A 23,383-nucleotide genomic window follows, 5' to 3' on the forward strand; every position below is an offset into this window, starting at 1 on the left:
GAGTCTAGTTACACAAGTATTAATAGATGACGTTGATATATGAAAAATTAGGATTTCCTAAACTCCCTTTCCTAGGTTAGATTGTTGTGTGAATAATTGTCTGAAACAAGCTTGACTTCTAATAGACAACACTAACTCGTAATCTGTCTCCTTGCAATGCCTAGCGAATCAAATGACGTAGTGATGCTTCGAATGACTTCCGGATGTCACCTTTAGTGAATTTGCTTTGATATCACTAACTATCTGGAAAATGTTCTGTTCGGTGTCTGAGGCCTGATCGCTCTCTGTAGTAGTTATTAGGTTGTCTCCGATTCCTACTTTCTCGTATATGCCCAGTTTTTGAATCCACCTATTTCTATAACTTCTGTTATCCATGTGACCGAGATGCTCTAGATAGTATGCTATTCCGTCAATTTCGAATTTGAAGTCCGGTAGAACTCGATATTCCTGTAAGAAGTCTCTCGGTTCATATTCTAGCCTTTCACAAAAGTTATCCAAAGTCCTTCCGATAATCTGCTCTATCTTATTCCTGACCTCGATCGTCATACCATTCTTAAGAGTCAGCAAATAAGGTCTGTAAGGTGATGACTTGTGACCAAATAGCAGTGTCCTTCTCTGTTCGACAGATGAATTTTCGTAAGCCTTAGCAAATATTAGCGCAAGTTCATCTTTTAGACTGTTATGGATCATTAAATGGAGTTTTGTCCTGATTCGAGTAAATGCTGTGTAGAGCAGCTCGCGCATGATAAAAGGGCTCATCTCAGGGATTACCAAGATGACGTGCTCATAGTCACTCCCTTGTGCCTTATGCACAGTTATGGCATATCCGAAGTTTATTGTTCTTTCTATTCCAATGTAATCGTCGCGCACTTCCCGTTTTATGTTCTCAATGTCATAGCTCCATTCAAAGTCGCGCTGGAAATCATCTAGGTCTTCAAAGCTAACAGAGCCATCAGGCATTATGTAGCCCACCGAACCATTCGCCAAGGCTAATACACGTTTGTATCTGCCATCCTTCTTTACGTAAACATATTTGTTCTCTTCGCAGATAAGCTTCGTTCTTGGTGAAAATTCTTGTGCCCCTTCCTTTACCACATTGGTATTGATGAACATCGAACCGAAGCTGCCGACTCGTCTCGGAGTAATTATCTGTATCCTATCGAGTACAGGCTTAGATGAATCTTCATAAATGTCTCCAAACATATCTGACAACGCTCCTGCTTTTGGTTTGCCTATTGAGTTGAGTACCTTCCTTACAGACTCTTTCAATTCATGATCACTACTGAAATAATGTATCTCTAAGGTCGAGTCGTTCTTTGCTAAGGCATCCGCTATCTCGTGGGGATGCGGTGACTTGTTTCCGCCGAAGATCTCCGCTAGAAAACCGATGCGGGCGGTAGTGTCAAATCTCAGATTAGATTCAAGACGAATGTAGTTGCTCTCCATTCCGGTCCTTTTCAATTGGAATATCGTGTCTACAAATGGTCTGCCTGCACCAATAGGAGGAAGCTGCTTTTCATCTCCTACCACAATGAGATGCTTAAGATTATCAGCATTGATCATTGCAAACAGTGCCGAGAGTAGAACTTCGTCTATCATTGAAGCTTCATCAATGATAACAACTTGCGGCGAGAATCTGAATCCTTTTGACATCTCCATAAAATCGTCTAGCACTTCAAGCTTGCCGGAAAGTATTTTCGAGATCAGATCAACCATCATGGATGCCTGTTGACCGATATTCGAATTCGGTCGATATTCATTATATCTATTGTAAGAGCTGTATTTGTTCTGAGTTTGATAGTTTCTTATTGCGTCAAAAATGGCGGAGTAAAGAAACCTGTGAATGGTTAATATCTTTATTCGATTGTCATCGGTAAGGCCGTGAGGCTTAAGGCGATCCCTTATCACGATGTTCGCCTTTCCAGTTGGCGTAAAGACGAATATCGGTGTATTACCTAATTCCCTGAACCTTTGTATGAGATTAACAACAGCCGTTGTTTTGCCACTCCCTGCCTTACCAGAGAGAATGAATAAGCCGTTTTCGAGCGCATTACGGTAGAGCACTTGTCGTTCATTAGAATTTAACTTGTCACCAGCTCCTTGTTTTTCGAGCCTGACGATGTTATCTATCCAAGATTGGTCCGAACTACTCAGCGTATGTTTCTTGGTCATCATTTTTTTGAAGAATTGTTCTAGGGCATCTTCGACTGTCCTTAACTGTTTTAGCTGATATAGAACAGGACCTCCCTGAAAACTTTCATCCTTTATTACGAACTTTTCTTTAAAAATTGGTTGCTTTTCATATTCTATTAGCTTATCTACGTCGATATTAAGCTCATCAGCGATGTAGAACAACGGATAGTTCTTTATCGACCCTATGATCTCTTCCCTTGTCAGACATGAGCTGCCTTCTCTTGCTACATCATAAAGTATCTTGGTGATCACTGCTCTGATTCTTTCTGGGGATTGTGCAGAATATGGTGTTTCCCAGTCAGCATAATCTAGGTCGGGAATTAAAGCCATGTCAATCTGGTAGAGGTTTATGCCGTAGTCGGCCTCATCTATGTTCCAGCTATCTTCTCCATCGAAATGATACTTCTCCAACAGAAGATAAGGATTCTTCTTAATGGTCTGGAAGCCGATCTTGTTTATTATTTCCTTGACATTGCTGAACTGAATTGTAGAGAAGTCGAAGATGGATAAGAATCTTAATAATTCTTTGTTTACCTCTATCTCCCGTAGTGCTTTTGCTATAGCCGGCTCTTCAGCTGTAAGGCGTGTCGTTGAGCTAAAGAATTTATCAAGACTCCCAGTTTTCTTTAGAATAAACGATCTGACTGCCGAAATTGTATCCTTGAGCTTCTCGGGCGCGAAGTCGGTCTTCAATATGGAATGCAGAGAATTCTCAAATCCGGGGTACTTACTCCTCTCTTTCCATGCAATATTCAATAGTCTGTCTACAACGAATTCTATCTTTTCCATCTCTGAATAAGGCACTATCTCACCATGTTCCTTCATCTTTCTCAGAGACCTCTTGAAGAGGTAAAGAAGGAATATGGCTTTGTCATGATTGACGTGCATCGACACATACTTGAAGTGAGGAATGACATTGCCCTCGTTGATGGGGATTACTATCTCTTCAAGTTTCTTCCATCTTTCACTCCTTTGCGTGCCTTGGGCATCTTCAGTCCATCGAAGATATTCGTGATAGGGCATGATAAAGGTCGTTTCAGGTTTTAGGTTTATTTGGAATTGCCAAGAGGATGTTGGAAAATTCTGCATCCTGTCGCCACTCCTCAGTTCTTGAAGCAGTGATTGTGGAATGCTGTATTCTATCGGCTTCTCTAAACCTTCTACAAGACCGGCTCCGAGCAAGACATATCTGTAATCATCGCCTGTCAGTGGATTGCTATAATTGGCATAAAAGAACGCTATCGACTTTTCTTTAGATATCTCTCCTGTGTAGACATCAACTCTTTTCTTAAGCTCTGATGTGGGAACATACAGTTGTTCGCTACGGTCTTCGCCAAAGCCAAGTTTAAAGCACCAAGTGAAGACTGAATTATGGCGAAGTGTGCTCTTTAATGGAGGGGCTTGCTTGCTGAACTTTTCGCTCATACGTTTCAGATCTTGGAACGGATGTGGATCAGTTATCGGGTAGTCTTTTTCTCCAAGGGCATTTATGGACCAGTAACATGGAGGAATGTAATTTGCAGATTTCAGAGCATCTGAGACCGGGCGCTCCTTTAGCCTGCCCTCGAGGTCCAAGTTAATCCTCTTCTGAATCCTAGGAGAGATCAGGGAATAGTTGTCTCTACAGTAGAAGTTGCCGGTCGGGTCTACGCATATTCTGCCATTCCACTTGTTATCATGCCAAGCGAACCTTACTGTAACGTGTTTCATATCCGAAAACGAGAAACTAACTTTATGCTTCCTAATTAACCTCTTGTTAGGCTAAACATTTCTTCAACTCCACTGTCTTTTAATACTTAAACGAAATTTCATTGAATGGTCGTCTGAGTGAGATACAAACCTAGTGAGTCTGACGCAAAATCACTTGCATTAGTTGGTGCGGGTATTCTCGCCAGTTTTACTCTAGCGGTATTCGACATACACACTTCCCTCAAGAGTATAGGAGCTACAGTCGAAATTGCTCTTGCGATATCAATTGCTTATGTAGTTATCATGGTTGCGGTAATGATAGCTGCCATTCTTTACGGACCGGGCATCCTTACCGACTGGAAACAAAAAAGGGTTCGAAGAAAGCGATTGCAGGGAACTCTAATGATAGGCATTCTATCAGACATTCCATGGAACGATTACACTCGCCCATATTTTGCATCTGGTTTCAGACCTGAGGATTGGGAAAAAATAATCTACAGCGTTGCCAATGATATTCATCTAAAATTTGAAATCCAACAGATTTCAGTTGATAAGGATTTTGAGCCGTTTATTGCTATTCTGAATCCTTATGGTGGAGCATATCCGGAGGCGGATCTAGGAGAAAGCGCAACTTTGAAGAAGATAAAAAACTATGTTGCAAATGGCGGCTTATTCGTTAATATTTCAGATGTACCAACGTATTATGTATACGGGCTGACGCTCAAAAAGATTACAGATAATACCCCAGCTCTTTACGATACGATTTCTAGCGGCAAAAAAGTTAACATTGTTGAGTATAGACCTTTTAGTAATACACCCTTGATAAAGGGACTAGCCCTTAGAATTGTTACATTTGATAGTGGAACACAATGCAATGTAGAACTAGCTTCCGATAATGGTTTCTCACAATTTACAAAGTGTTCGATGACGTACAGAAGGGCACTGGTAATTGATTCGAACGTTGAAAGCTGTATTGAACCACTATCAGTTGTTGTTTATGATAATTCATTACGAATACAGCATGGTAGCCAAAATTACGATATCTCCCCTATCTTCTATGTCAATTTTGAAGAAGGGCACTTTCTTGTCTCACTTGCATATCTAGATGATGGGTTTCACACTAGTGACGACAGTATCGCTCTTGCAGACACACTTGCTAAATCTATGTTAGATACAGTAGTTGCAACCGCAAAAGGACTTCCATAATTAGTTGCATATAGAATTACTCCCGGTCTTACTTCCTCTTGTTATGCAACAAAATCGAAAAGTAATTAATTATGTGAGAAAATCGCTCCCTTTGAGCATCCAATGCAACAAGAGCGTTGCATAAATCGTTGCACAGACAAGAAGATCCGACCCAAATTTATTCGAAAAAAAATTTCTTCACCTGATCGTTCTATCACTGAAAGAGTGCCGCCCAGATCTACAAATTCTTGAGGCGGCGAAGTCTTTGATGATTCCTTATATATGTAGTGTGCAAGAGTGCAGTCATACCTGTATCTGAGACAGCTCTGCGTTAATTGGCCTTTCAACATCTTTTATCCAAAGCAAAGTACGACAACCTTCAAAGGCTTTGTATCATTCATTCTTTAGCTTCGATTCACCAATCTCAACAGCCACTATGCTCTTGCCCATCTTGTATTCAATGAACCTCAAACAAGTGTTAGTCCAGCCACCGAAACGATTCTTGATGGCACACTGTAACTTATGTTAGGATTTGTCGCTTCCCATTCTATTCTTGAAGGTCTGTGACCTAGTGTTTGTTTTCCATATCCATTCCATCTCTTCATAGAGTCGCTTGTCAGTGTATATATCCTGTTAGGCGGTTCAGTTCTAGGTGAAGGGTTAAAGTTCTTTTCTTGCAGCCGTTTTCAAAGTGTGTCAAGACATTTTTGCTCCAACTGCCGAATTCCTTTATTACGGTTGTAGAATGTATTGCAGAATATCTTGCGAAATCACGTTTGCCAAACTCGATGTAGTTAAACTGCCTTGCAACCTTTTCTAGTTCATCTAGCATTCGTTGCCTTGGTATCTTGTCAATCCTGTTCCTATGGAACGTAAATTCCACAGGTGAACGCGGTCACTTTTCTGAATAAAGTTTTATAGAAAAATATCTGAGCCTATGTTCCCTGGCAAACATATTGCATACTTTTAGTCTGAATGCCTGTCATTGTACCTCAACTCGAAAGAATGGTTTTCATGGATAAAGACGAAAGCTTGAGCCTAGTTCATTGAGTGAGTATTGTTTCGTGTGACTTTTAAAGCTCATATCAACCCGAACCTTGATACTTTAGTTGATCAACCTGTATTAGTTGATAAACTTCATTAAGTTTATAAACTAAAAACATAAGATCATGGTTGAAATAACAATGGGAAATGTGTGGGAAGACCTTGGATTTACAGGCAATCCCTATGATCCCCGAGCACTATCAATAAGCGACGAAGACAGAAAACTACTAATCGACAGAACTAACGAGCTACAGATGTTAACGACTCTAGTCAATTCCGGGAAGGGCATCACAATAGTAGAAGGAGGCATTGGAGTTGGAAAAACTAGCTTGGTTAATGCCATGCAATACGACTTGTTGCATCAGAAAAAGAACACAATTCTACCAGCATTCCAAAAGATTGAACTCACAGATGGCAACATGGAACCGAAGAATTTCATCCTCTCCACCTTTTCCAACATGATATTCAGCCTTGAGAAATTAACGAATACAGACTTGGCAAAACAAACAGGGATATTGAAGGAAGGAAAGCTGCTCGTTGCCCAGACAATCCAGTCTGGCTTTGCAGGAAATCTCCAAGCCTTTGGTTTTGGTGGTGGAATGTCACGTAGCCCATCTACCACTCATCCAGCAGCCGTAACATTGCCTGCCATATTGAATACGATGGACAAATGGGTAGAATACGTATCAAAGAATACCGAATATGATGGGCCAGTAGTTATCCCTGTAAATAATATGGATATCTTGGATGACAAGGAAATCGTATCATTTCTTAACTCAATGCGAGACACTCTGATTGATAGACCACATATCGTGTGGATATTGATAGGCAGAAAAGGTCTGTTCTCCTTGCTTGAAAGTGAAGCTAGAAGGGTTAGCGAGATAATAACAGGTCAACCCGTAGTACTCCAGCCGCTAACATTGCAAGATGTATACAACGCGATAAAGATACGCGTCAAACTGCTAAGCCTAAACAAGAAAAGTAGAGATGGCGGCATAGTTTCTGATGAGATAGTAAAGATTCTCTATGATGCCTCACAAGGAGAGATACGATATGTTTTCAAAAGAATAACGGATATCATACTCAAGTTCAGAGGGCAGTTCCCTTCAGTCTCTCAAATCCCATTAGATGTGGCAAAATCAATGATCATTGATTTTGCCAAGTCCAGGATAGATGCACTGAATCTATCTTCAAAGGAATTGGCTGTGCTCAAAAGCATTGTCAAAAAGGGATCAATGCGAACAAAGGAATACCAGAGTGTAGGATTGCAAACTCCTCAAGCTTTGAATAAATATCTTGCAAGCTTTTACAAACAGAATCTGGTTGTAAAGGAGTATGGAGAGGGCAGAGCTGTCTACTATAGGCCCACAGCAGATACAATTTTTGCACTCCAAGATGCCGCTAAATAGATGCAATGTTTGTTGCCTGCTTCTGTTGGAATCATTGCTCTTACTATGAATCTCATTGCGCTTCAATAATTTTCCGGATGTACTTAAAAGCCTGCTCTTTCATTCTGCTCCGTGTCTTTTCGTTTTTCTTTAGCTTTTACCATTATTGGCGTATGACGCGCACTATGCTATTGGCATCACTGTTGCTTGTATGCCGCCGCGTGTCCTGCTGACCGAAACTCTCTAAAATCCTAACTTCCTCTGTACCGGTGCTTTCCGAACATCTGGAAAGCAAAAAACGCATTTCCCACGTTCGTACAAGATAGGCATGACTGAAAGGAAGTCGGGTTTGCTTGGTTGGGACTACCAATACTCGGACCTGACTTTGCAGATAGTTGATTGCAGACAAAGGTCTGCACATAATCTGCGTCAGTCCAATCACCTCCCGGCTCCCTTTTTCTGTTACAAAATCTCCCTCTCCTCTACAAAGACTTTAACAAGTAGACGATAAACCCGCGCCCCATCCTCTCACTCACAGGATAAAAAAGCGCAACAGATTCGTACGTTCATTTGGCATGGGGCGCGGGGTTGTGGTATGTCAAATGAGTCCAGCATTCATTACGGGTCAATGGTAAATGATGTCTGAGTAGGCAAACCGTAGAGCCTCGCCCTGTTTGATTGGGCTTGAAGATCTCTTTCCATAAATGTCGCCTTTGGGAGAGGCGTTTAGGGTCGGTCAGATTGTTGTACTAGCTCTTGGTTTCTGACAAAGTTGAAAAATGTGCAAGATGAAGCAGAGACTATAGTGCCTTTCCGGATCTAAAACGTACATTTATCTTCCTCGTAGTTTTTACATCTCCAAATGGCAAAATCAAAAGCATCCAAAACAAAAGCCAAGAAAGGCGCAAAGAAGTCCAAGAAGTAAATGGACCGTTAAAGCAGACCTTATTTTTTCTTCCTAGAAGGCGCAAGGGTTTTGCTACATGTGGAAGAACATATATATCCTTTTTAGCTCCGGTGCAAAGTCGGCTGTGGCTGATTTTGATAATCCGCGTCTTGCCAAGCTAGGCAATCCGTCGTATCACTACCAGCACTGTACATATCCATATCTATGTTTATTACAAAGATGCAAACTACCCGTTTAGGACTTTGCCGTCCTCATCTATACACAGGAATAATAATAAAATTCCTTTTCACCTAGTCCGCTAGAAACCAAAGAAGTTAGGAACACGAATAAAAATCCCGCATGAAGGATCGCTTGGTACTACTAGTACTGGCCATGGAATCTGCAAGAGCGTGGGCCAGATCTGTTCACCTTATCTTGCCGCTTTCTTGAACTGTGTTTATTATCACCGTCGTGATACGGGGAAGGTCTCTATAAAAAAGAAAGAGGCCCCTATCTTATGCATACTTCCATGCAAGCCCTACTTCACTTCCAATTATCGCTATTCCAAATCCTTGACTACCTAGCTTGTTTCCTGCACTTTGGTCGAAAAATATTCCAAGGCATAGCAACTGGGTCCCTTTGAATGTGGGATCTATGGTTGACAGCTTTTGCAAGTCTGAAAGCACGCCGGCTACAAATGTCGTTGCATTTTCCTTCGACTGGCATTTCAGCTCTACAATTATTTTGCCTGAAGTAGCGGGGACAGTTGAATTGTTGATTAGGAAATCAGCGGCCTGACCCTTGTTCACGTACACCGGCTGCTCGCGCAGTATATCGAACAGGGGGTTTTTGCTTATGAAATATGCCGCAATCTCTGCCTGGGTCCACAACTCCCAGCCGCCCTTCAACGGCCACATGAGCTTTATCCTGCCGATGTTGGTATTAATCCAATCCTGGACGCCTGAAAGAAATCCACTGTCTGTCAACACATTGGTTGCTGGTGCTGGTGCTGCCACGTGTCGTCCTTCTTGCTGAATTATTAATGCATATTCGTTAGTCTCCCTTTACTGTCGCTTTTTTCGATGTCGAAATATTTTCTCTAACATTCTTATCATCTGTTTTGAAGGTCCTGTGAAACAGGCACGTTTGGAAATTTGCCGCCGTACGAGCGCATCATAGCGTGGTGTGTGCGTGTGTATGTGTATGTGCATGTACCATACCGTCAGTATTATGTACGACCGCCATAAGTTGCCTTTTATGGCGACAACTTCAACGCTAAAGAATCCGTCTGGTAATCTGGCACCAATAAAGGCAGTATTTTACAAGGAACTGCAAAAACAAGCGCAATCGACCGTGCAAGGTCTGTTAAAGACTGGCACGTGGTATCCTATTGACGCAAGCGGCCTTGGCAATTTCCCATGGTACTGGAACAACACGGGCATCTTTAACACGAACACTTGGAACTGGTTCAACAACATATTCTCGTACAACAAGGACACCGGATACTTGGAGACTCACGACTCTTCTCTGTTGGGAGGCCTTTTCAACACCTACCTTCAAATAAGCTACGCTCTCTCTTCAAAGGACAATGCTGCGTACAACGATGCTGCCAACAAAGCGGCGGCAATCATCAACACCGTCGTGGGAGACTATACCACGATGTTTGGTGCCATCCCGCCAGAAAAGTCTGGCACCGCGGCGGCCAAAATGGACTATGTGACCCAGCAAATCCTCTCGTGGGCTCCAACTCCGATAACTCTGGCCCAGCTTCGCACATCACTCAACCCGCTGTCTCTTCTGGGCAACGCGCCGTTTGGCTCGTCCAAGATAATCACCGACTTTATGAGCTACCTGAACCAGACTGCGCCAGTCCAGAGCATCCAGAATGCAATAGCCACTCAGAACGCCGAGATCCAGAGGTGCGCGGCAAACCTCCAGCCTGCGCCTTCCACAGCGCAGCCGGGGTGGATGAACACACAGGACTCTAACGGCAACGCGTCAATCCAGCCATACCTGAACATCGCCCAGTCGACTGCAAACATCCAGAACGCGCTGTGCCCGACGTCCGGCGGCGCCTCATTCTCAGTAGGCATGACTGTCAACAAGATCGACCAGAACACGGTCAAGGTCTCTGCGTCCGGCGGGGCGGCAGGAGAAGGCTGGATAGACCTGTTCACGTTTGGCGGCGGGGCAAGTGCAAGCTATGACATGTTCTCCTTTGACCAGACCCTGAAAACCTGCAACATCAACCTCACCTTCAAGGGCGTAACTACTGTCACGCCGATGCTCTCCGGAAGCGCCTATCAGGCTTCTAGCGGGACCGGCTGGTGGAACCCTGACGTCATCAAGCAGGCGGTGCAGAACCAGTCAAAGGGCGATGTCAGCGGCCTAAAGTTCACCACTCCGCCTGTCTATGACTACAAGACCAACGGCACCTTTGGAGTCTTGGGCAACATAATCATCAGCCAGCTGCCAACCTTCTCCCTGACGTACACCACGAGCAACACAAAGATATTCCAGCAGACATTCCAAGAGCAGTCTTCGTGGAATATCGGCTTCCTTGGAATCCCAATAGCCGGCGGCAAGCAGTCGTACTACTCATCACAGTACAGTGCAGATACGACCAAGGGTACAGTCACCGTGACTATGAGTCCTCCAGCCAATGATACGCCTGTCAGCCTGCTTGACCAGCTGGCATATGTGATTGGCGCAGAAGTCATCTGGCCCGGAAACTAGGTAGCTTCAAGTACATACGTCAGGGCACCTCCAGTCGTCGTCCATCCGTCTCTCTTTCTTCCTCTCCCCCCCCACTGCCTTGCGCATATACACGTGTCTCTTGGCACCTGGTAATAGGAGGAGGATGAGGATGATGATGACGACTAGGAGGAGCCCCTCTTCCCCCCACCTCTCTGTCTCCCCACCTTTTTCTTGACTTCATCCTAACACAATAATTGCGACGAGAAAGAAAAGAATAATCTCACACACGTGAGGCATGTTGGACAACAATAACAACAACAATAACAATAATCATAAAGCGCAGAAACATTCGCCGGATCTAGAAATACTAAAGCAGCAGTATCTTTTGGCCTTGCAACCACCTTCCATGTCTAAGATCCAAAAGGATCTACAGGCTAGCGCTGTTGAAATTGATGGTAGCCGCCGATACCTGGCCGCGACAGGAGGTGGTGCCATGGCTTCGCAAATTCTACCCGAGCCTGCCCACTATATCCCAATTGACTCGACCGGAGTGGGCTGCTTTCCCTGGTACTGGCAGCTTCCAGACGGATTCAACAAACTGACATATGATTATCTTGATAATGTAGTGCGCACGACAGAGCAGGGACTTTTGGCCCTGAGCCCCTCATTTTCGACAAGATATCTTGACCTTCTCAATACTATCGACTATGTGTGGTCCACGAAAGAAGTAAAAGAGCTTGAAGGTCTGATAGGAGAAATCCATTCTCTTGAACAAGAAATCGTTTCCAAGTACGAAGATGACGGTGACAATAATAGTAATAATAGCGGCGGCGGATTTGGAGAAATAATCTACGAGGCTGAACTTGAAGAGGCCGCCAAGGAAATGCGCTTGCCCGTCATGACCAAAATCGCTTATGTTTTGAACTATAAACTGGGCTATGTCTGGAGTGGAAGAAGGTCTCAAAAGTTGGCGCCAATGAACTCAAAGGATCTCTACGAAACGACCGATCTATCGCCTCTGTTCCTGCAGGCGCCTCCAAGGGCCTTGGACATTTTTTCTAAACCTCTTGCAAACCTCTTTCAATTGTACAGAAAATGGGCTTCTACCTTAGGTTGCCTGTGCGAGAAATCCTCTCTTGTTCAGCTTGCCCTGCAAAATAACTGCAGACCAAAGCTGGGGAATGGGGGCATCGTGATAGTTCATCCTGATGGAAACAAATCCATCTCGGTTGGATACAGGGTACTCCAGCCTGTGAACCAGGTCGCCAAATCTCTAAATGATCCGGCCAACACCTTGGAAATGCAGATTTCAGTCGAAGAGCTGAACGCGGAAGGAGGGGAAGTAAAGGTGAGCGTGAACAAAAAGCCGCCGCTAATAGTCCCTGGGCCTATAATGCAGCTGGAATTCCGTGAACACAATCGCATATATCACACGTTTTCATTTGACGGCACCTGCTCTCAGGCCATCATAAAAAAGACATTCTTTGGCCCGACTGTCATAGACGTTCAACCCTTCGTTTTCAAGCCAGAATCACAAAGCGGCTGGCTCTATCTTGAGCCTATTAGAAAGGCTGTGGAAAATCTGAAAGCCGGTGACGATGACGATAATGATAATGATAATGACAAAGAAGGATATAGGTTTGTTCTTCCACCCGCTTGCGATTTTAACCCGGGCGGTGATTTTGGACTCATTGGTTCGCTGTTCGTCTGTCGGGAAATCACAATCGAAATCATGTACCCCCAGGGAGATCTCAAATCACTTAGTTCCAGTTTCCCAACCGACGCCGCAGCTGCCCTAAACGTCAACCTGTTTGGGGATATCCGCATCGGATCAAGGGGAAGACGTCCTCTTGTCGCTAGGCTGTCAAAGGACGAACAGACAGGCGCGCCAACCATAATCCTCGCCTTGGCGCCTGAAACCGTCCCTGTGCCTCTAGCCGAGCAGCTGGCCTACGTGATCGGTGGGCGGGTCTTTTATCCCGGGGCTTTTTCTGCAGCACGCTGCCGGAAAAGCATGCAGGATCAGATGTCACCATCGTCGTCATCACAATAGAAAATAGAATCTCGTGTCTGCTATGTGTTACTGCAAAAGGAATGCTGGTGGCAGTACAGCATCACAATTCTTTTTTTGAGACTCTATCTCTGGTTGGAAAAATACTGTTATAAAAATGCCCAAGAAAAATGGAAAAATAGGGTTTTGCGGATAGCCGTGCAAGAGCGCCGCCTGCTATGCTACAGTATAGCTAAGGTACTTTTTTCCTGCCCCGACTTGATCGTTGTAGGCATCAAGCGTGGACTCAACTGCATCCTGTACCTGTGTGGCAGTAAGACCCGTCACTGTGATCCTGTATGGGTTTGCACTCCAGTTTGGTTCGTTCCAGGTTCCGCCGGCGCTTTCTTCCCAATCTTCAAGCCAAGTCTTTACTTGAATCGGAGACGGCAGGTCGACGGCCGCAATGGTTAGGGTTGGCACGATACATTTGTCACCTGCGAGCAAGTTTTTTCTGAACTATTTATCGCTATTCGAGCCTTTTTTGTGCGCATGTATATATATTATAAAACGCATAGTGAGGTTTCTGTAAAGACGACACGCCTGTCCATGTACATTGGAATAGTCGATGAGGTGAACAGAGGTGTACGCGAATAGTGCATTAGCGGATTATGGAAGTGAATCTCGCAAACAACACATCACAGTCCGTTTCGCCAATTGACTATTGTTTTTGTCAAAATATTTTCGATGTCGAAATATTATATTGATGCTATAGCTCTTGAACAACCCTGCGGACGTGAATTTTTTTCTATTTTCATATATACCTGAAGAGTCTCGCCCTGCGCAAATTCCTTTTTTCTTTTTGCAGGAGGTCTATGATCGAGTGTATGGTTGTTCTTTGTTGGAGCAGGAGTTCATAGACGAGCCAGTTTTCTTCCACGTCTTTTAGCACGTCGTCCATGTTGTTCATGCAGATCTTGGAAGCTACTATTGCCCTATCAAAGGCCTTGTGATACTTGATTGTGAGATGGTCGTATCCCTTTGTAGTAATCTGGTTTAACTGTTGACTAATGTCGTCATATTCGCATTCTTGCTGCTGTGGAGAATAGGTGTTGCTGCCTGCCATGATCATGTCATTTACCAGAATGGTATCTACAATGCTACTACTGTTATTGCCTACAAGCGATTCCTTCTTTTTTAGCTGATCTACAAGCAACCGCGCCTTTTTGATAGTCAGCCGTCGTGCAGCTATCATGTTTGCAAGCTCGGATTGTTTTTCTTTATCCTTTATAGTCAGAATTTCTTCTGCTGCTGAAGGGAAAATTTCGTTATTTGCTATTCTGTCCCTGACATCTGTTGGGAGATCAAGAAGGGCTATGCGTTTGGATATGTACGCGCTACTTTTTCCTATCCTTGAAGCAAGCTCTGCCACACTTCCCCATCCCTTTTCTTCGACGTATCTTCTGAAACTCTCTGCTTCTTCCAGAGGAGTCATGGTCTTTCGCTGGACGTTTTCTATGAGAGCCATCTCGAACATTGCCTTGTCGTCGAGATCCAGCACATAGCAGGGAATCTTTCTCCATCCTAGAGCCTTGCATGCCGTGAATCTGCGGTTCCCTGCGACTATCTCGTAAAAGCCGTCCTTTAGCCTGACTATGATGGGCTGAAGTAATCCTACCTCTTTGATAGATTTAGAGAGTTGCATGATTTCTTTGTCGTCATGGGGCCGCAGCAAGAGCGCGGAGAACTTGATGCTTGAAGCCTTGATGTATTGGATTAAGCCTCTCTGTTCTTCCGTATCGCCAGTGGAAGCGACGCCTGCTCCAAGATCTGTTGCATTTCTCTCATTCAACTATATCCCAACATGGTGAAATTAATTGGTTGTTGCACAAGCACGAGATATGATATTTAAGAATGCTCGTAAGCGATAATCCAGGATTTTTCAACTTTAATCTAGCAAATACATCAAGTGAGTGCCGAGAAAGGCTGAATATTCAGAATATCGCCGAATACAGGGACGATCATAAAGGAATATTCTTAGAGAAGAGTAATATCTAATACAATTATATTTTTGACAGTCTAATTTTAAAAATTTTTGTGGAAAAGTACTAGCCTGTAGCCTCTAGTTTCGCACGTCGTTCTCGTAATCTTCTCTCTCTCACATTCTCTGCCTTGCTTTGCAAATACAATGTATGACTCTATGCCGACCTGCACATGCGAGCCGACACTGATGACTCCCACATCTCTTCAGCTTGTGCAATGGGTAACTCGTGACTATGAATCATGTGCCCTACAAACTGCTCGCGGCCTTCAAGCAGTATATCGCAATAGCTGCATTTTGTCGGGAGCAGGACCTGCTGCATTGCGTCAGCGCGTCCCCCACTTGTTCACCTTGAAGCGCAAGAGCGCCGGAAACAGCACCCATGACAACACAAAGTTGGTCATCACGATGGTGAGCGGGTAGTACTTCCAGTTCTTGCTCGACGCGTCACGGTACTTGTAGTCAAGGCCGATGGCGATGCCCTTGAGGAACAGGCTTGAAAGGAATGAAAGCGAGTAGTAATATTGTCCGTGCACTATGGGCGCGTAAACGAACACGGCTATCATTATGAGTGGGGAGGAGAACGTCGCCATAAAGTCTGTGTAAAAGGAAAACGTCATGAGTGGGTTGCGTTGGTGCCAGAAGAATGAGCTTACAAAAAAGTTTGTCCGGATGTAGCCTTTCTTCCACCTTTCCTGCTGCTTCAAAAACCCTCTGAATTTCTCAGGCACGTCGGTATAGACAATGGCTGAAGCCACGTAGACCGTCTTCCACTTTTCAAGCGCGGAAGCCGTCAGCACGCGGTCTTCTGCGTCGTCGTAGCTTGCCGCCGACTCGAACAGCTGCCTTGAGATCGGCTTGCCCATTATCTCTATTATCTTTTCCTTGCCCCACTTTGAGCCTAACACGTACGAGGTCAATTCCCTGTCGTCGCTGGAATGCATCTTTGCGCCCGCCCAATAAGCGACAAAGTCCTTGATGACATCGCGTCTGTATCCTGCAAGGCATCCTGAGCAACAAGTGACGCTGCCAAAGACGCTTTCGCTTGACTTGCCCACGTTAAATGCAAAGTCGTACCAGGCGTCCTGCACGCGGGTCAGGAGGTTCTTGTTGGCGTTCCACACCTTGACGTGGCCCACAGCGCCGCCTATCTTTGAGTCAGATTTGAAGGCACGTACCATCTCTGCTACAGCGTTTGGATCCAGCACGCTGTCAGAATCCAGAAGCAGTACGTATTCGCCCTTTGAGGCAAATATGCCACTTGCTACTGCCTTTCTCTTGCCCTCATTCTTTTTGTGTATGACCTTTAGGTTACTGTACTTGCCGGCAAGCCTGTCAAGGATTTCCTTCGAGCCGTCCCTGCTTCCGTCGTTTACAGCCACCACCTCTATGCTTCGGTAGGTGGACTGGAAGATGGCGTCGATGACTGTCTCTATCATTTCCTTCTGGTTGTATACGGGTATGATGACAGAGACAACGTCTTGATCCTCCAACTTGCCTGTTATCGGGCTCTTGTAATGGAACCAGGCAATGTACATGCTCAGTATGGAGTTAAGCGGCAAAATATTGGAGAACACTAGCAACGCGTCGCCTGACATTATTCCAGTATAGAGCGTGAACGCCATGATGATGGACATGCCGGATAACGTAGCTACGCGCAAAGCCCACCCCTTTCTTGTGGTTCTTATCCTGCCATCCTGGGAAACCTGCTGGAGGCAGCCTGTCTGGAACCGGGACTTGTTTGGTGTTGTCGTCGTCGACGTTGTAATAATCTTTTTATCTTCTTCTCCTTCTTCTTTTTCTTCAGACAGCGTCAAGGTTCTCTACCCTCCCCCTCCTCTGCTTTCTCTCTCAATGTGAGCTGCATCTGCGCTAGATCCGATGCGTTGACAAACTTGGGGTCGTACTGCGCGTGATGGCCGGTCATCACCCTGTCTATGAATTTGTCAACCTCGCTGATGGGAACCGAGTTATTGTCAAAGATGACCATGACCGGCTGCCGTGAATCCAGATTCAGGAGAGGCTCTGGACCTGCCTTTGCGCCTTCAAAGCTTGTCACATTAAAGCGCACAAAGTTGCCATCACGGTACGTATTGTAGTGGTCGCTGTAGGAAAAGTCGGCGACTATGCCGGAGCGCGACAGCATCGAGTAGATGTTCTGGTCAGTCGAGCCGTACGGCGCCCTGAAAAGCCGCGAGTCGATGTCGCCTCCGGCGCGGTCCACTGCGTCTTTGCCCTTCCTTACTTCTTCAAGCGCCTGCGTGTAATCCTGCATCAATATCAGGTTCGCATAGCTGTAGGTTTTACTGCCAACATCTATCATCATCGTCTCCTTATCGGCAGAAGAAGACGAAGAAAAAATCGCGACACACTGTGGATACTGTTCGGCGAGCTTGCCTGAGATAAAGACAGTGGCCCGCACATTGTGGCCTTCTAGGGACGCGGACAGATCGGTACACCATGCCGGAAGGTTCTGCGCGTTATCGTCGTTTATATCAAAAACGAGCATGACTGGCACTTCAGGCTTGGCGTTTTGCTGGGTAAACGCCGGGATTATAGTCACCACACTCAGCACCACCACAATGGCGGTGGTTATCATGCCCACATGTGCGGCTTTCATCTTTCCTACCGTCACAGTTCCACTAGGCGCTCTGAGGAGACTTGACCTTGGCTGAGACAGCGTACACGCTATGATGCCGCCTGTACTCCTCGTCCACCTTCTTTGCCGCGTCTATGATGCTCGTATCAAGCACGTTCTTTAGCAGCCCAAGGAACATCTGGCTGTCCTTTGGAAGGCAGTGGCCGCCGATGCCTTCACGGGGCTCCAGTACTTTGATGTTCCACTTTGTATTGATGGCTTCTCTCAGCTCTTGAAAATCTATTGCTGACCTATCGCAGAACATTTTCAGCTCTTCTGCAAAGGCTATCTCCATGAACCTGTACGAGTTTTCAACGATCTTGCACAGCTCGGCTACTTCTACTGACTCTACAGTATGAAGAGGGATGTCCAGCAGGTTTCCGTAAAAGTGCTTTGCAGCTTCTATGCAGCATTCCCCGCATCCGCCAATTACGCGCGTCTGGTTCACGCCATGGTCGTGCTTTTCAGGGCCAAAGTACCTGTGGGGAACGTGCACCACGTGCATCTTGTGGCGCAGCATTTCCAGAACCTTCTCAGAGGTTCCCCTGGTTATGGTGCTATCAATGCCTACCAGCGCGCCCTGCTTGCCTTCGTACAAAAGCTGCCTTGCAATGTCAAACAATCCGTCAAGGTAAGGCTGGAACATGTCTTCCGGCCTGTGGGTGGATATGCAGATAATGTAATAGTCATAGCCGGCAAAGCTTTGCGCTCTTTTCCTTATCACTTGATCATCAACAGCACGTTGAATTGCTTTTTCGCTGATGTCGTATCCATCGACAGTCAGCCCCTTCATTGTCATGTACTCTGCGTTGCTGTAGCCTATCTGGCCAAGGCCTATGACCAAAACTTGCTTTTTGCTTGTCGAATAGTGGGCGGAGGTAGTACGGGTGGTTTTACCGTTGTTGCTCATATGTAGATGCGAGCTGGAGTAGGTATGAATATTAGTAAAAACACTTATGCAAGACCATTATGCAGAAATTATATGGAATCGAGCTCCTGATCAGGATACAAATTTTTTTCAATTATGATCCACCTCTCCCATATGGCAAACTTTCTGCCTGAATCCATGCTATTTGAGAGGCATTAGATCTGAGATTGGATGGCAGGCCAAAGTCATAGAAAGAGCTCTTGCAGCTACCAAGATGTCATAGGAGAACTATACGATCCTAGTCCTTATGGTGGGGTGGTAGATGACAATGATGCGCATATCTATTGCCGATTCTGATGCGAACCGTTGATGCAGGTAAGGACGTGGATGGTTCAAGATCCTAAACCATAGCCGCGGCAGGCGCGATTACACCGTCAAGATTTATGTCTGGAACAGTGTCAGCGGCTCTCCAACATCTCTGTCCGAAGTTACGGCCAAGTCGTTCAGCGCTACGGCATAGGGAGCACAAAAAGGAAGAACTCGAAAGAAGAAGTGGAGAGAGAGAAAAGTCTGTCGAGTATGAAATAAGAGGCTAGCTTGCGCTACTTATTTCCCCTCTTTCTCTCTTTCTTTATCTCTCTCTCTCTCTCTCTCATCTTTTTTTTGCAAAGAATCCAAAGATTGACCATTGCAAGGAGTATTTCATTAACGAATTTTTGTGAGATATGTAGAGACCCTCCTGAACGATCCCTTTGTATCCAAGAGTCAGCAGCTTCTCTTTTCACTTCTTGCTACTACTGTCTGGCTTCTTTCCCTTTCTATCTTTGCCTAGAGAATTTTCAGAGAGATTCCACCTTGTGCGCGGCTATCTCGGTATGACGACTTGTTTACTTGGCTGCCTGCCTGCTTGCTTCTATTCTACAGGGTTCTGGTCCGGCAATCGAAACCTTTAAAGCAACAATGACCGTTGCAATCCCTGACGGACGTCTCTATTCTTCACTAACGAAAAAAGACTTGTGACGATTTAGGCGAACGGAGTGAAAAATCAAAATGAAAACGGAAACAAAAACAATTACAACTATTGTAAGAGATGAGGAAAAAAATGCAGGAACAAGGATATCGAGGCACGTGCAGTTTACGCTTTGCGGCTCTTGCTTTTGGTGCGCATCCTATCTGGACGGAAGAGGGGTGGAAAAATGCCCCTCCTGCGAAAGCGGCAAGGTTGAATCATTGCCGGTCGCAGGCAATGAAATGTACACGTTTGACTATGGCACCCTCCGTGGCGTGACTGTGCGTTTTGTTCCCTCAAAACCACTCGCCTAGGCGTAGCATCTTATTATCTATATCATCTAGAAGAGTCCTCTTGGCTGATTCTCGACTGCTCTTTTCATTAGCCAATCAGTCAACAGTCGCAACATCTCTGCTATTTCTATGACAATCTCCTATCTCTAGGTAGAGACGGATTATACTGAAATTCGCCTTGTTCATTCTGGCCTGAAAGCCCGCAGAGAGGCGAGCAAGTAAGGCTGGTTTTACTTCTTTATCTACCTATCTGTCTCTGTCTATCTGTCTATCTGTCTCTCTGTCTCTCTCTCTCAACAGTGCGATAAAGTAGCATCAACGTTTTTACTACTACTATTGACAGGAGCAAGCTCTCTTTTGCTCCTCACTCTCTCGCTCTATGAATATATACACACACGCGCATGCACATACAAAGGAGTGAGATATTTTCCTCATCAAATGCAGGGTGTTAGAAGAAGACGACGCGGCTACGCGCACCCTTTGTGCATAGCTGCCCATCATATCATTACGACCAGCATCATCATCACCGCCACCGCCATTAAATCTTCATCCATGCGTCTGCACTAGTATCATGTACATATCATCTGGCGTAAGGCTGGTCCACGAGTTAGTACTGGTGCTGAACTGCTGCCTGTACGTGTTTGCGCCGTCAAATGGATCCGCCGCGTCCTTGTCAAGCATCACCGCTACAAAGTTGCTTGCATCTCCTCCCGCATACTTGATTCCAATTCTGTCTCCGGGTTGTATTGTGTACAGCTCGTTGTTTGTCAGCGAAAAGACATAGTCCGTGTATGTCGACGTAATTCCAGTGGCGGCGTCTCTGGTACCGAACAGCTTCTTGACAGAAAGGTCGGAATTAAAGACTCCCACCTGTACTGTTCCTGTTGGGCTGCCCGTCTTTCTCATCTTGAGTGTTATCTGGTCAATGCTCTTGCCTACTAGTTGCGAAGTTGAAGATGCAAATTCAACGTGCGACGGCATGGCGGCAGCGTTCGTTGCAAGGCCAAAGGTCTGTGTAGTGTCAGACATGTGGGTTACCGGGAAGGATGGTGAGCTATTGATAGTATAGGTTTCACTCTTTACAGGGCTTGCATTGCCGGCAGTGTCTCTTGCAAAGAATTTGAGAGTTGTGGTCGTTGAAATTTGAATCGATGTAGTATAGACGTTACTTGAAGTGGTTGGGGTAGAGCCGTCAAGTGTGTAGTATGTTGTTGCAGGCTCGTTGGCGGCAAGTGTGACTGATACAGTTGTTAGATACGTTCCACCTGCGGGCATGGCAGTTACTGTGGGAGGAGTGGTATCTGTTGCACCATGCGTCTGCTTTAGTATCATGTACAGGTCATCTGCTGTAAAGTCAAGCCATGAGGTGCCATCATATTGTTGAAGATGTGAATTTGCGCCGTCAAATGGATCCGCCGCGTCCTTGTCAAGCATCACCGCTACAAAGTTGGCAGAATTTCCGCCTGAATATTTGACGCCAATCCTGTCGCCTGACTGGATTGTATAGAGGTCATTACTGGCCAGCGAGAAGGTATAGTCCATGTATGTCGAAGTCAGAGTTGATGCGTCCTTTGTACCAAACAGCTTTTTCACAGTTGAGTCGCTGTTAAAGACACCGACCTGAACTGTACCCGTAGGCGAGCCGGTCTTTCGCAGCTCTATTGTCATCTGGTCGATGCTCTTTCCTGCAAGCTGCGAACCGGGCGTTACAAACTCGGCGTACGCCTGCTGTGTACCAGCATACATGGCAAGGCCAAAAGTCTTGGTTGTATCTGACATGTGAGTTATTGGAAATGACGAGCCCGAGATCGTGTAGGTTTCACTCTTTATAGGGCTTGCATTGCCGGCAGTGTCAACGGCAAAGAACTTCAAAGTAGTTGTAGAGGTGATGGATATCGGTGAAGAGTAGACGGGGCTTGACGTTGTAGGCGTACTGTCATTTGTGGTGTAGTATATCGTTACAGGCTCATTTGCAGACAGCGTTACAGACTGTGCTGATGAGTAAGAGCCACCTGGAGGCGTAGCTGTCACTACGGGCGGAGTGGTATCACCACCGCCACCCTGAGCAAGCCCTACAAGCTCGTTGAAGGATTTTATTGAATAACCCCGCGAGTTGATGCCGTTGAGCACTGTGTCAATGCGCGCTATGGAATTCTGGTTCACGGAATTCAACGCTTCCCCACTAGATGAAAAATTGGCAAAATCCTGGGGGTGCATGGTTACTACTACCCAGCCCCTTTGAGATATGCTTGAGTCAATGTCTGAGAGGATTTTAGAAGCTGATTGCTGGATGTTCTGGTCGTTGGTCCACACGCTAAAGGCGGTTATCTCGGGCGCATGGTAAATCCCATTGCTGTCCGGGCTTGTAACAAATGGAGTTGAGGGGTGACTGTCGTAATAACTTGCAAATGTGTCTGCGCTGATAATCTTCAAGTTTAGATTTTTCATAGCTGTCAATGTATTGGCGTTAAAGACATTGTAGGGAGTGATGAAGATGTTTGTCTTTTTGCCATACAAGGACTGCATCTTGTCATTTGCCTTTTGGAGATCGGACTGCTGCTGGCTCTGCGATAAAGTAGTGTAGTCGTCGTGGTTCCAGCCGTGCAGGGCATACTCAAAGAGGCCCGCGTTTCCTCCCTGCTTTGTCTTGTCAAGGACTAGAGAATCGCTTCCAAAAAAGTTCATTATTTCTGCCAGGGTGGCTTTTTGGCTGTGAGCGATGAATTTGTCCATAACAGCCACCTGGACGTTGTTTATCCAAGAGTCTTGGATGTCGTCTATTCTAAAGATGACGCAGTTGCAGGGCGCGGCATAAGCCTGTTTTGGATGATAATAATAATCACTACTGCCAAGAAATAGAGTTGTCGATGAAGCCAAGAGCATAACTGCAAGTACAAATGCAGGGGCGCCGTGTCGGCTAGGCTTTGAACTCAATCTCATCATATTACCGTCACAAGACGATCCTCATTGTTAGACAGGCAGCTGAAAAATTGACGTCTTTTGCGGCAGTAGTTTTCATCGTTAGTGGGGGAGGCGAAGGAAGAAGAGGGGAAGGCGCTTTGGCATGCATCAGCAAGAAGGACGAGAAGGAAGAGAAAGTTGGTCTGACCAAGGGTTTGATAGCGACGACGACTACCGCAGGAAGCATATCACTGGATTTGCATGAAGGTTGCGTCAACTCAAAGGACAACTATTACAATTCCATGTTAAACTTGTATATACAAAAATATGCTAAACATAGTAAGGCCCCTATCAAAAACACTGCGAAAAAGTGTTGAATCTAATTGTGATCACCATATCTTTAATGCAGACTGAATCTCAGTTTATTATCGGTTTTTGTACTATAATGTGAACTAGGAAGGTTCTTACAATAAATACTACACAAATGAATTTAACTATACATCTGCAAGAAACTAAACTTTTTGGCAAGCAGAGCTAGATATATCGATGGCCATAGTCAGT

At 45.4% G+C, this 23,383-nt stretch carries 15 protein-coding genes; 6 read left to right on the forward strand and 9 right to left on the reverse strand.

Features of this window, described 5'->3' with window-relative positions:
* Window positions 1–168 precede the first annotated feature (168 nt).
* Window positions 169–3,903, reverse strand: a complete 3,735-nt coding sequence (locus tag NTE_RS01240) for an ATP-dependent DNA helicase (RefSeq protein WP_148699374.1) — start codon at window positions 3,901–3,903, stop codon at window positions 169–171.
* 117 nt (window positions 3,904–4,020) lie between these two features.
* On the opposite strand from NTE_RS01240, the gene NTE_RS01245 reads away from it, so the two are divergent.
* Window positions 4,021–5,088: a hypothetical protein gene (locus tag NTE_RS01245; protein WP_148699375.1), complete on the forward strand. Its 1,068-nt coding sequence runs from the start codon at window positions 4,021–4,023 to the stop codon at window positions 5,086–5,088.
* A gap of 1,148 nt (window positions 5,089–6,236) precedes the next feature.
* Window positions 6,237–7,520: a hypothetical protein gene (locus NTE_RS01250; RefSeq protein ID WP_148699376.1), complete on the forward strand. Its 1,284-nt coding sequence runs from the start codon at window positions 6,237–6,239 to the stop codon at window positions 7,518–7,520.
* A 1,380-nt stretch (window positions 7,521–8,900) separates the two neighbouring features.
* Here the strand turns inward: NTE_RS01250 and NTE_RS01255 are convergent.
* Window positions 8,901–9,401, reverse strand: coding sequence for a hypothetical protein (locus NTE_RS01255; protein ID WP_148699377.1), 501 nt, complete (start codon window positions 9,399–9,401; stop codon window positions 8,901–8,903).
* 241 nt (window positions 9,402–9,642) lie between these two features.
* Here NTE_RS01255 and NTE_RS01260 point away from each other — a divergent pair, with 241 nt between their 5' ends.
* Together NTE_RS01260 and NTE_RS01265 are read left to right on the forward strand one after the other, a co-directional pair.
* Window positions 9,643–11,121 (forward strand): hypothetical protein, encoded by a 1,479-nt coding sequence (locus tag NTE_RS01260; protein ID WP_148699378.1) that lies wholly within the window; start codon window positions 9,643–9,645, stop codon window positions 11,119–11,121.
* A 352-nt stretch (window positions 11,122–11,473) separates the two neighbouring features.
* Window positions 11,474–13,135, forward strand: coding sequence for a hypothetical protein (locus NTE_RS01265; RefSeq protein WP_148699379.1), 1,662 nt, complete (start codon window positions 11,474–11,476; stop codon window positions 13,133–13,135).
* 174 nt (window positions 13,136–13,309) lie between these two features.
* On the opposite strand, the gene NTE_RS01270 is transcribed toward NTE_RS01265, so the two are convergent.
* The 6 genes from NTE_RS01270 to NTE_RS01290 all read right to left on the reverse strand — a co-directional run bounded on the left by NTE_RS01270 (window position 13,310) and on the right by NTE_RS01290 (window position 18,661).
* Window positions 13,310–13,555, reverse strand: a complete 246-nt coding sequence (locus NTE_RS01270) for a hypothetical protein (RefSeq protein ID WP_148699380.1) — start codon at window positions 13,553–13,555, stop codon at window positions 13,310–13,312.
* Between the two features lie 331 nt (window positions 13,556–13,886).
* Window positions 13,887–14,924, reverse strand: a complete 1,038-nt coding sequence (locus NTE_RS01275) for a ParB/RepB/Spo0J family partition protein (protein WP_148699381.1) — start codon at window positions 14,922–14,924, stop codon at window positions 13,887–13,889.
* 346 nt (window positions 14,925–15,270) lie between these two features.
* Entirely contained in the window at window positions 15,271–15,435 is a 165-nt protein-coding gene (locus tag NTE_RS16185; protein ID WP_158384946.1) for a hypothetical protein, read from the reverse strand.
* A gap of 4 nt (window positions 15,436–15,439) precedes the next feature.
* The gene (locus tag NTE_RS01280) at window positions 15,440–16,930 is read right to left on the reverse strand and encodes a glycosyltransferase family 2 protein (RefSeq protein WP_226987104.1); all 1,491 of its coding nucleotides are present in this window, start codon (window positions 16,928–16,930) and stop codon (window positions 15,440–15,442) included.
* Window positions 16,927–17,733 (reverse strand): polysaccharide deacetylase family protein, encoded by an 807-nt coding sequence (locus NTE_RS01285; protein WP_148699382.1) that lies wholly within the window; start codon window positions 17,731–17,733, stop codon window positions 16,927–16,929. Before NTE_RS01285 ends, NTE_RS01280 begins: the two co-directional genes overlap by 4 nt.
* Window positions 17,734–17,755: 22 nt before the next feature.
* Window positions 17,756–18,661 carry a nucleotide sugar dehydrogenase gene (locus NTE_RS01290; RefSeq protein WP_226987105.1) on the reverse strand — a complete coding sequence of 302 codons (906 nt, stop codon included), beginning with the start codon at window positions 18,659–18,661 and terminating at the stop codon, window positions 17,756–17,758.
* 1,008 nt (window positions 18,662–19,669) lie between these two features.
* Between NTE_RS01290 and NTE_RS01300 the strand changes: the two genes are divergently transcribed.
* Complete coding sequence (locus NTE_RS01300; RefSeq protein WP_148699384.1) at window positions 19,670–19,942, forward strand: hypothetical protein; 273 nt, start codon at window positions 19,670–19,672, stop codon at window positions 19,940–19,942.
* 525 nt (window positions 19,943–20,467) lie between these two features.
* Here NTE_RS01300 and NTE_RS17030 read toward each other — a convergent pair.
* Window positions 20,468–22,855 carry a chitobiase/beta-hexosaminidase C-terminal domain-containing protein gene (locus NTE_RS17030; RefSeq protein ID WP_226987106.1) on the reverse strand — a complete coding sequence of 796 codons (2,388 nt, stop codon included), beginning with the start codon at window positions 22,853–22,855 and terminating at the stop codon, window positions 20,468–20,470.
* Here NTE_RS17030 and NTE_RS01315 point away from each other — a divergent pair.
* Entirely contained in the window at window positions 22,846–23,199 is a 354-nt protein-coding gene (locus tag NTE_RS01315; RefSeq protein ID WP_148699385.1) for a hypothetical protein, read from the forward strand. The genes NTE_RS17030 and NTE_RS01315 overlap by 10 nt on opposite strands.
* Window positions 23,200–23,383 lie beyond the last annotated feature (184 nt).

Origin of the sequence: Candidatus Nitrososphaera evergladensis SR1, assembly GCF_000730285.1 — an archaeon.
GTDB classification, from domain to species: Archaea; Thermoproteota; Nitrososphaeria; order Nitrososphaerales; family Nitrososphaeraceae; genus Nitrososphaera; species Nitrososphaera evergladensis.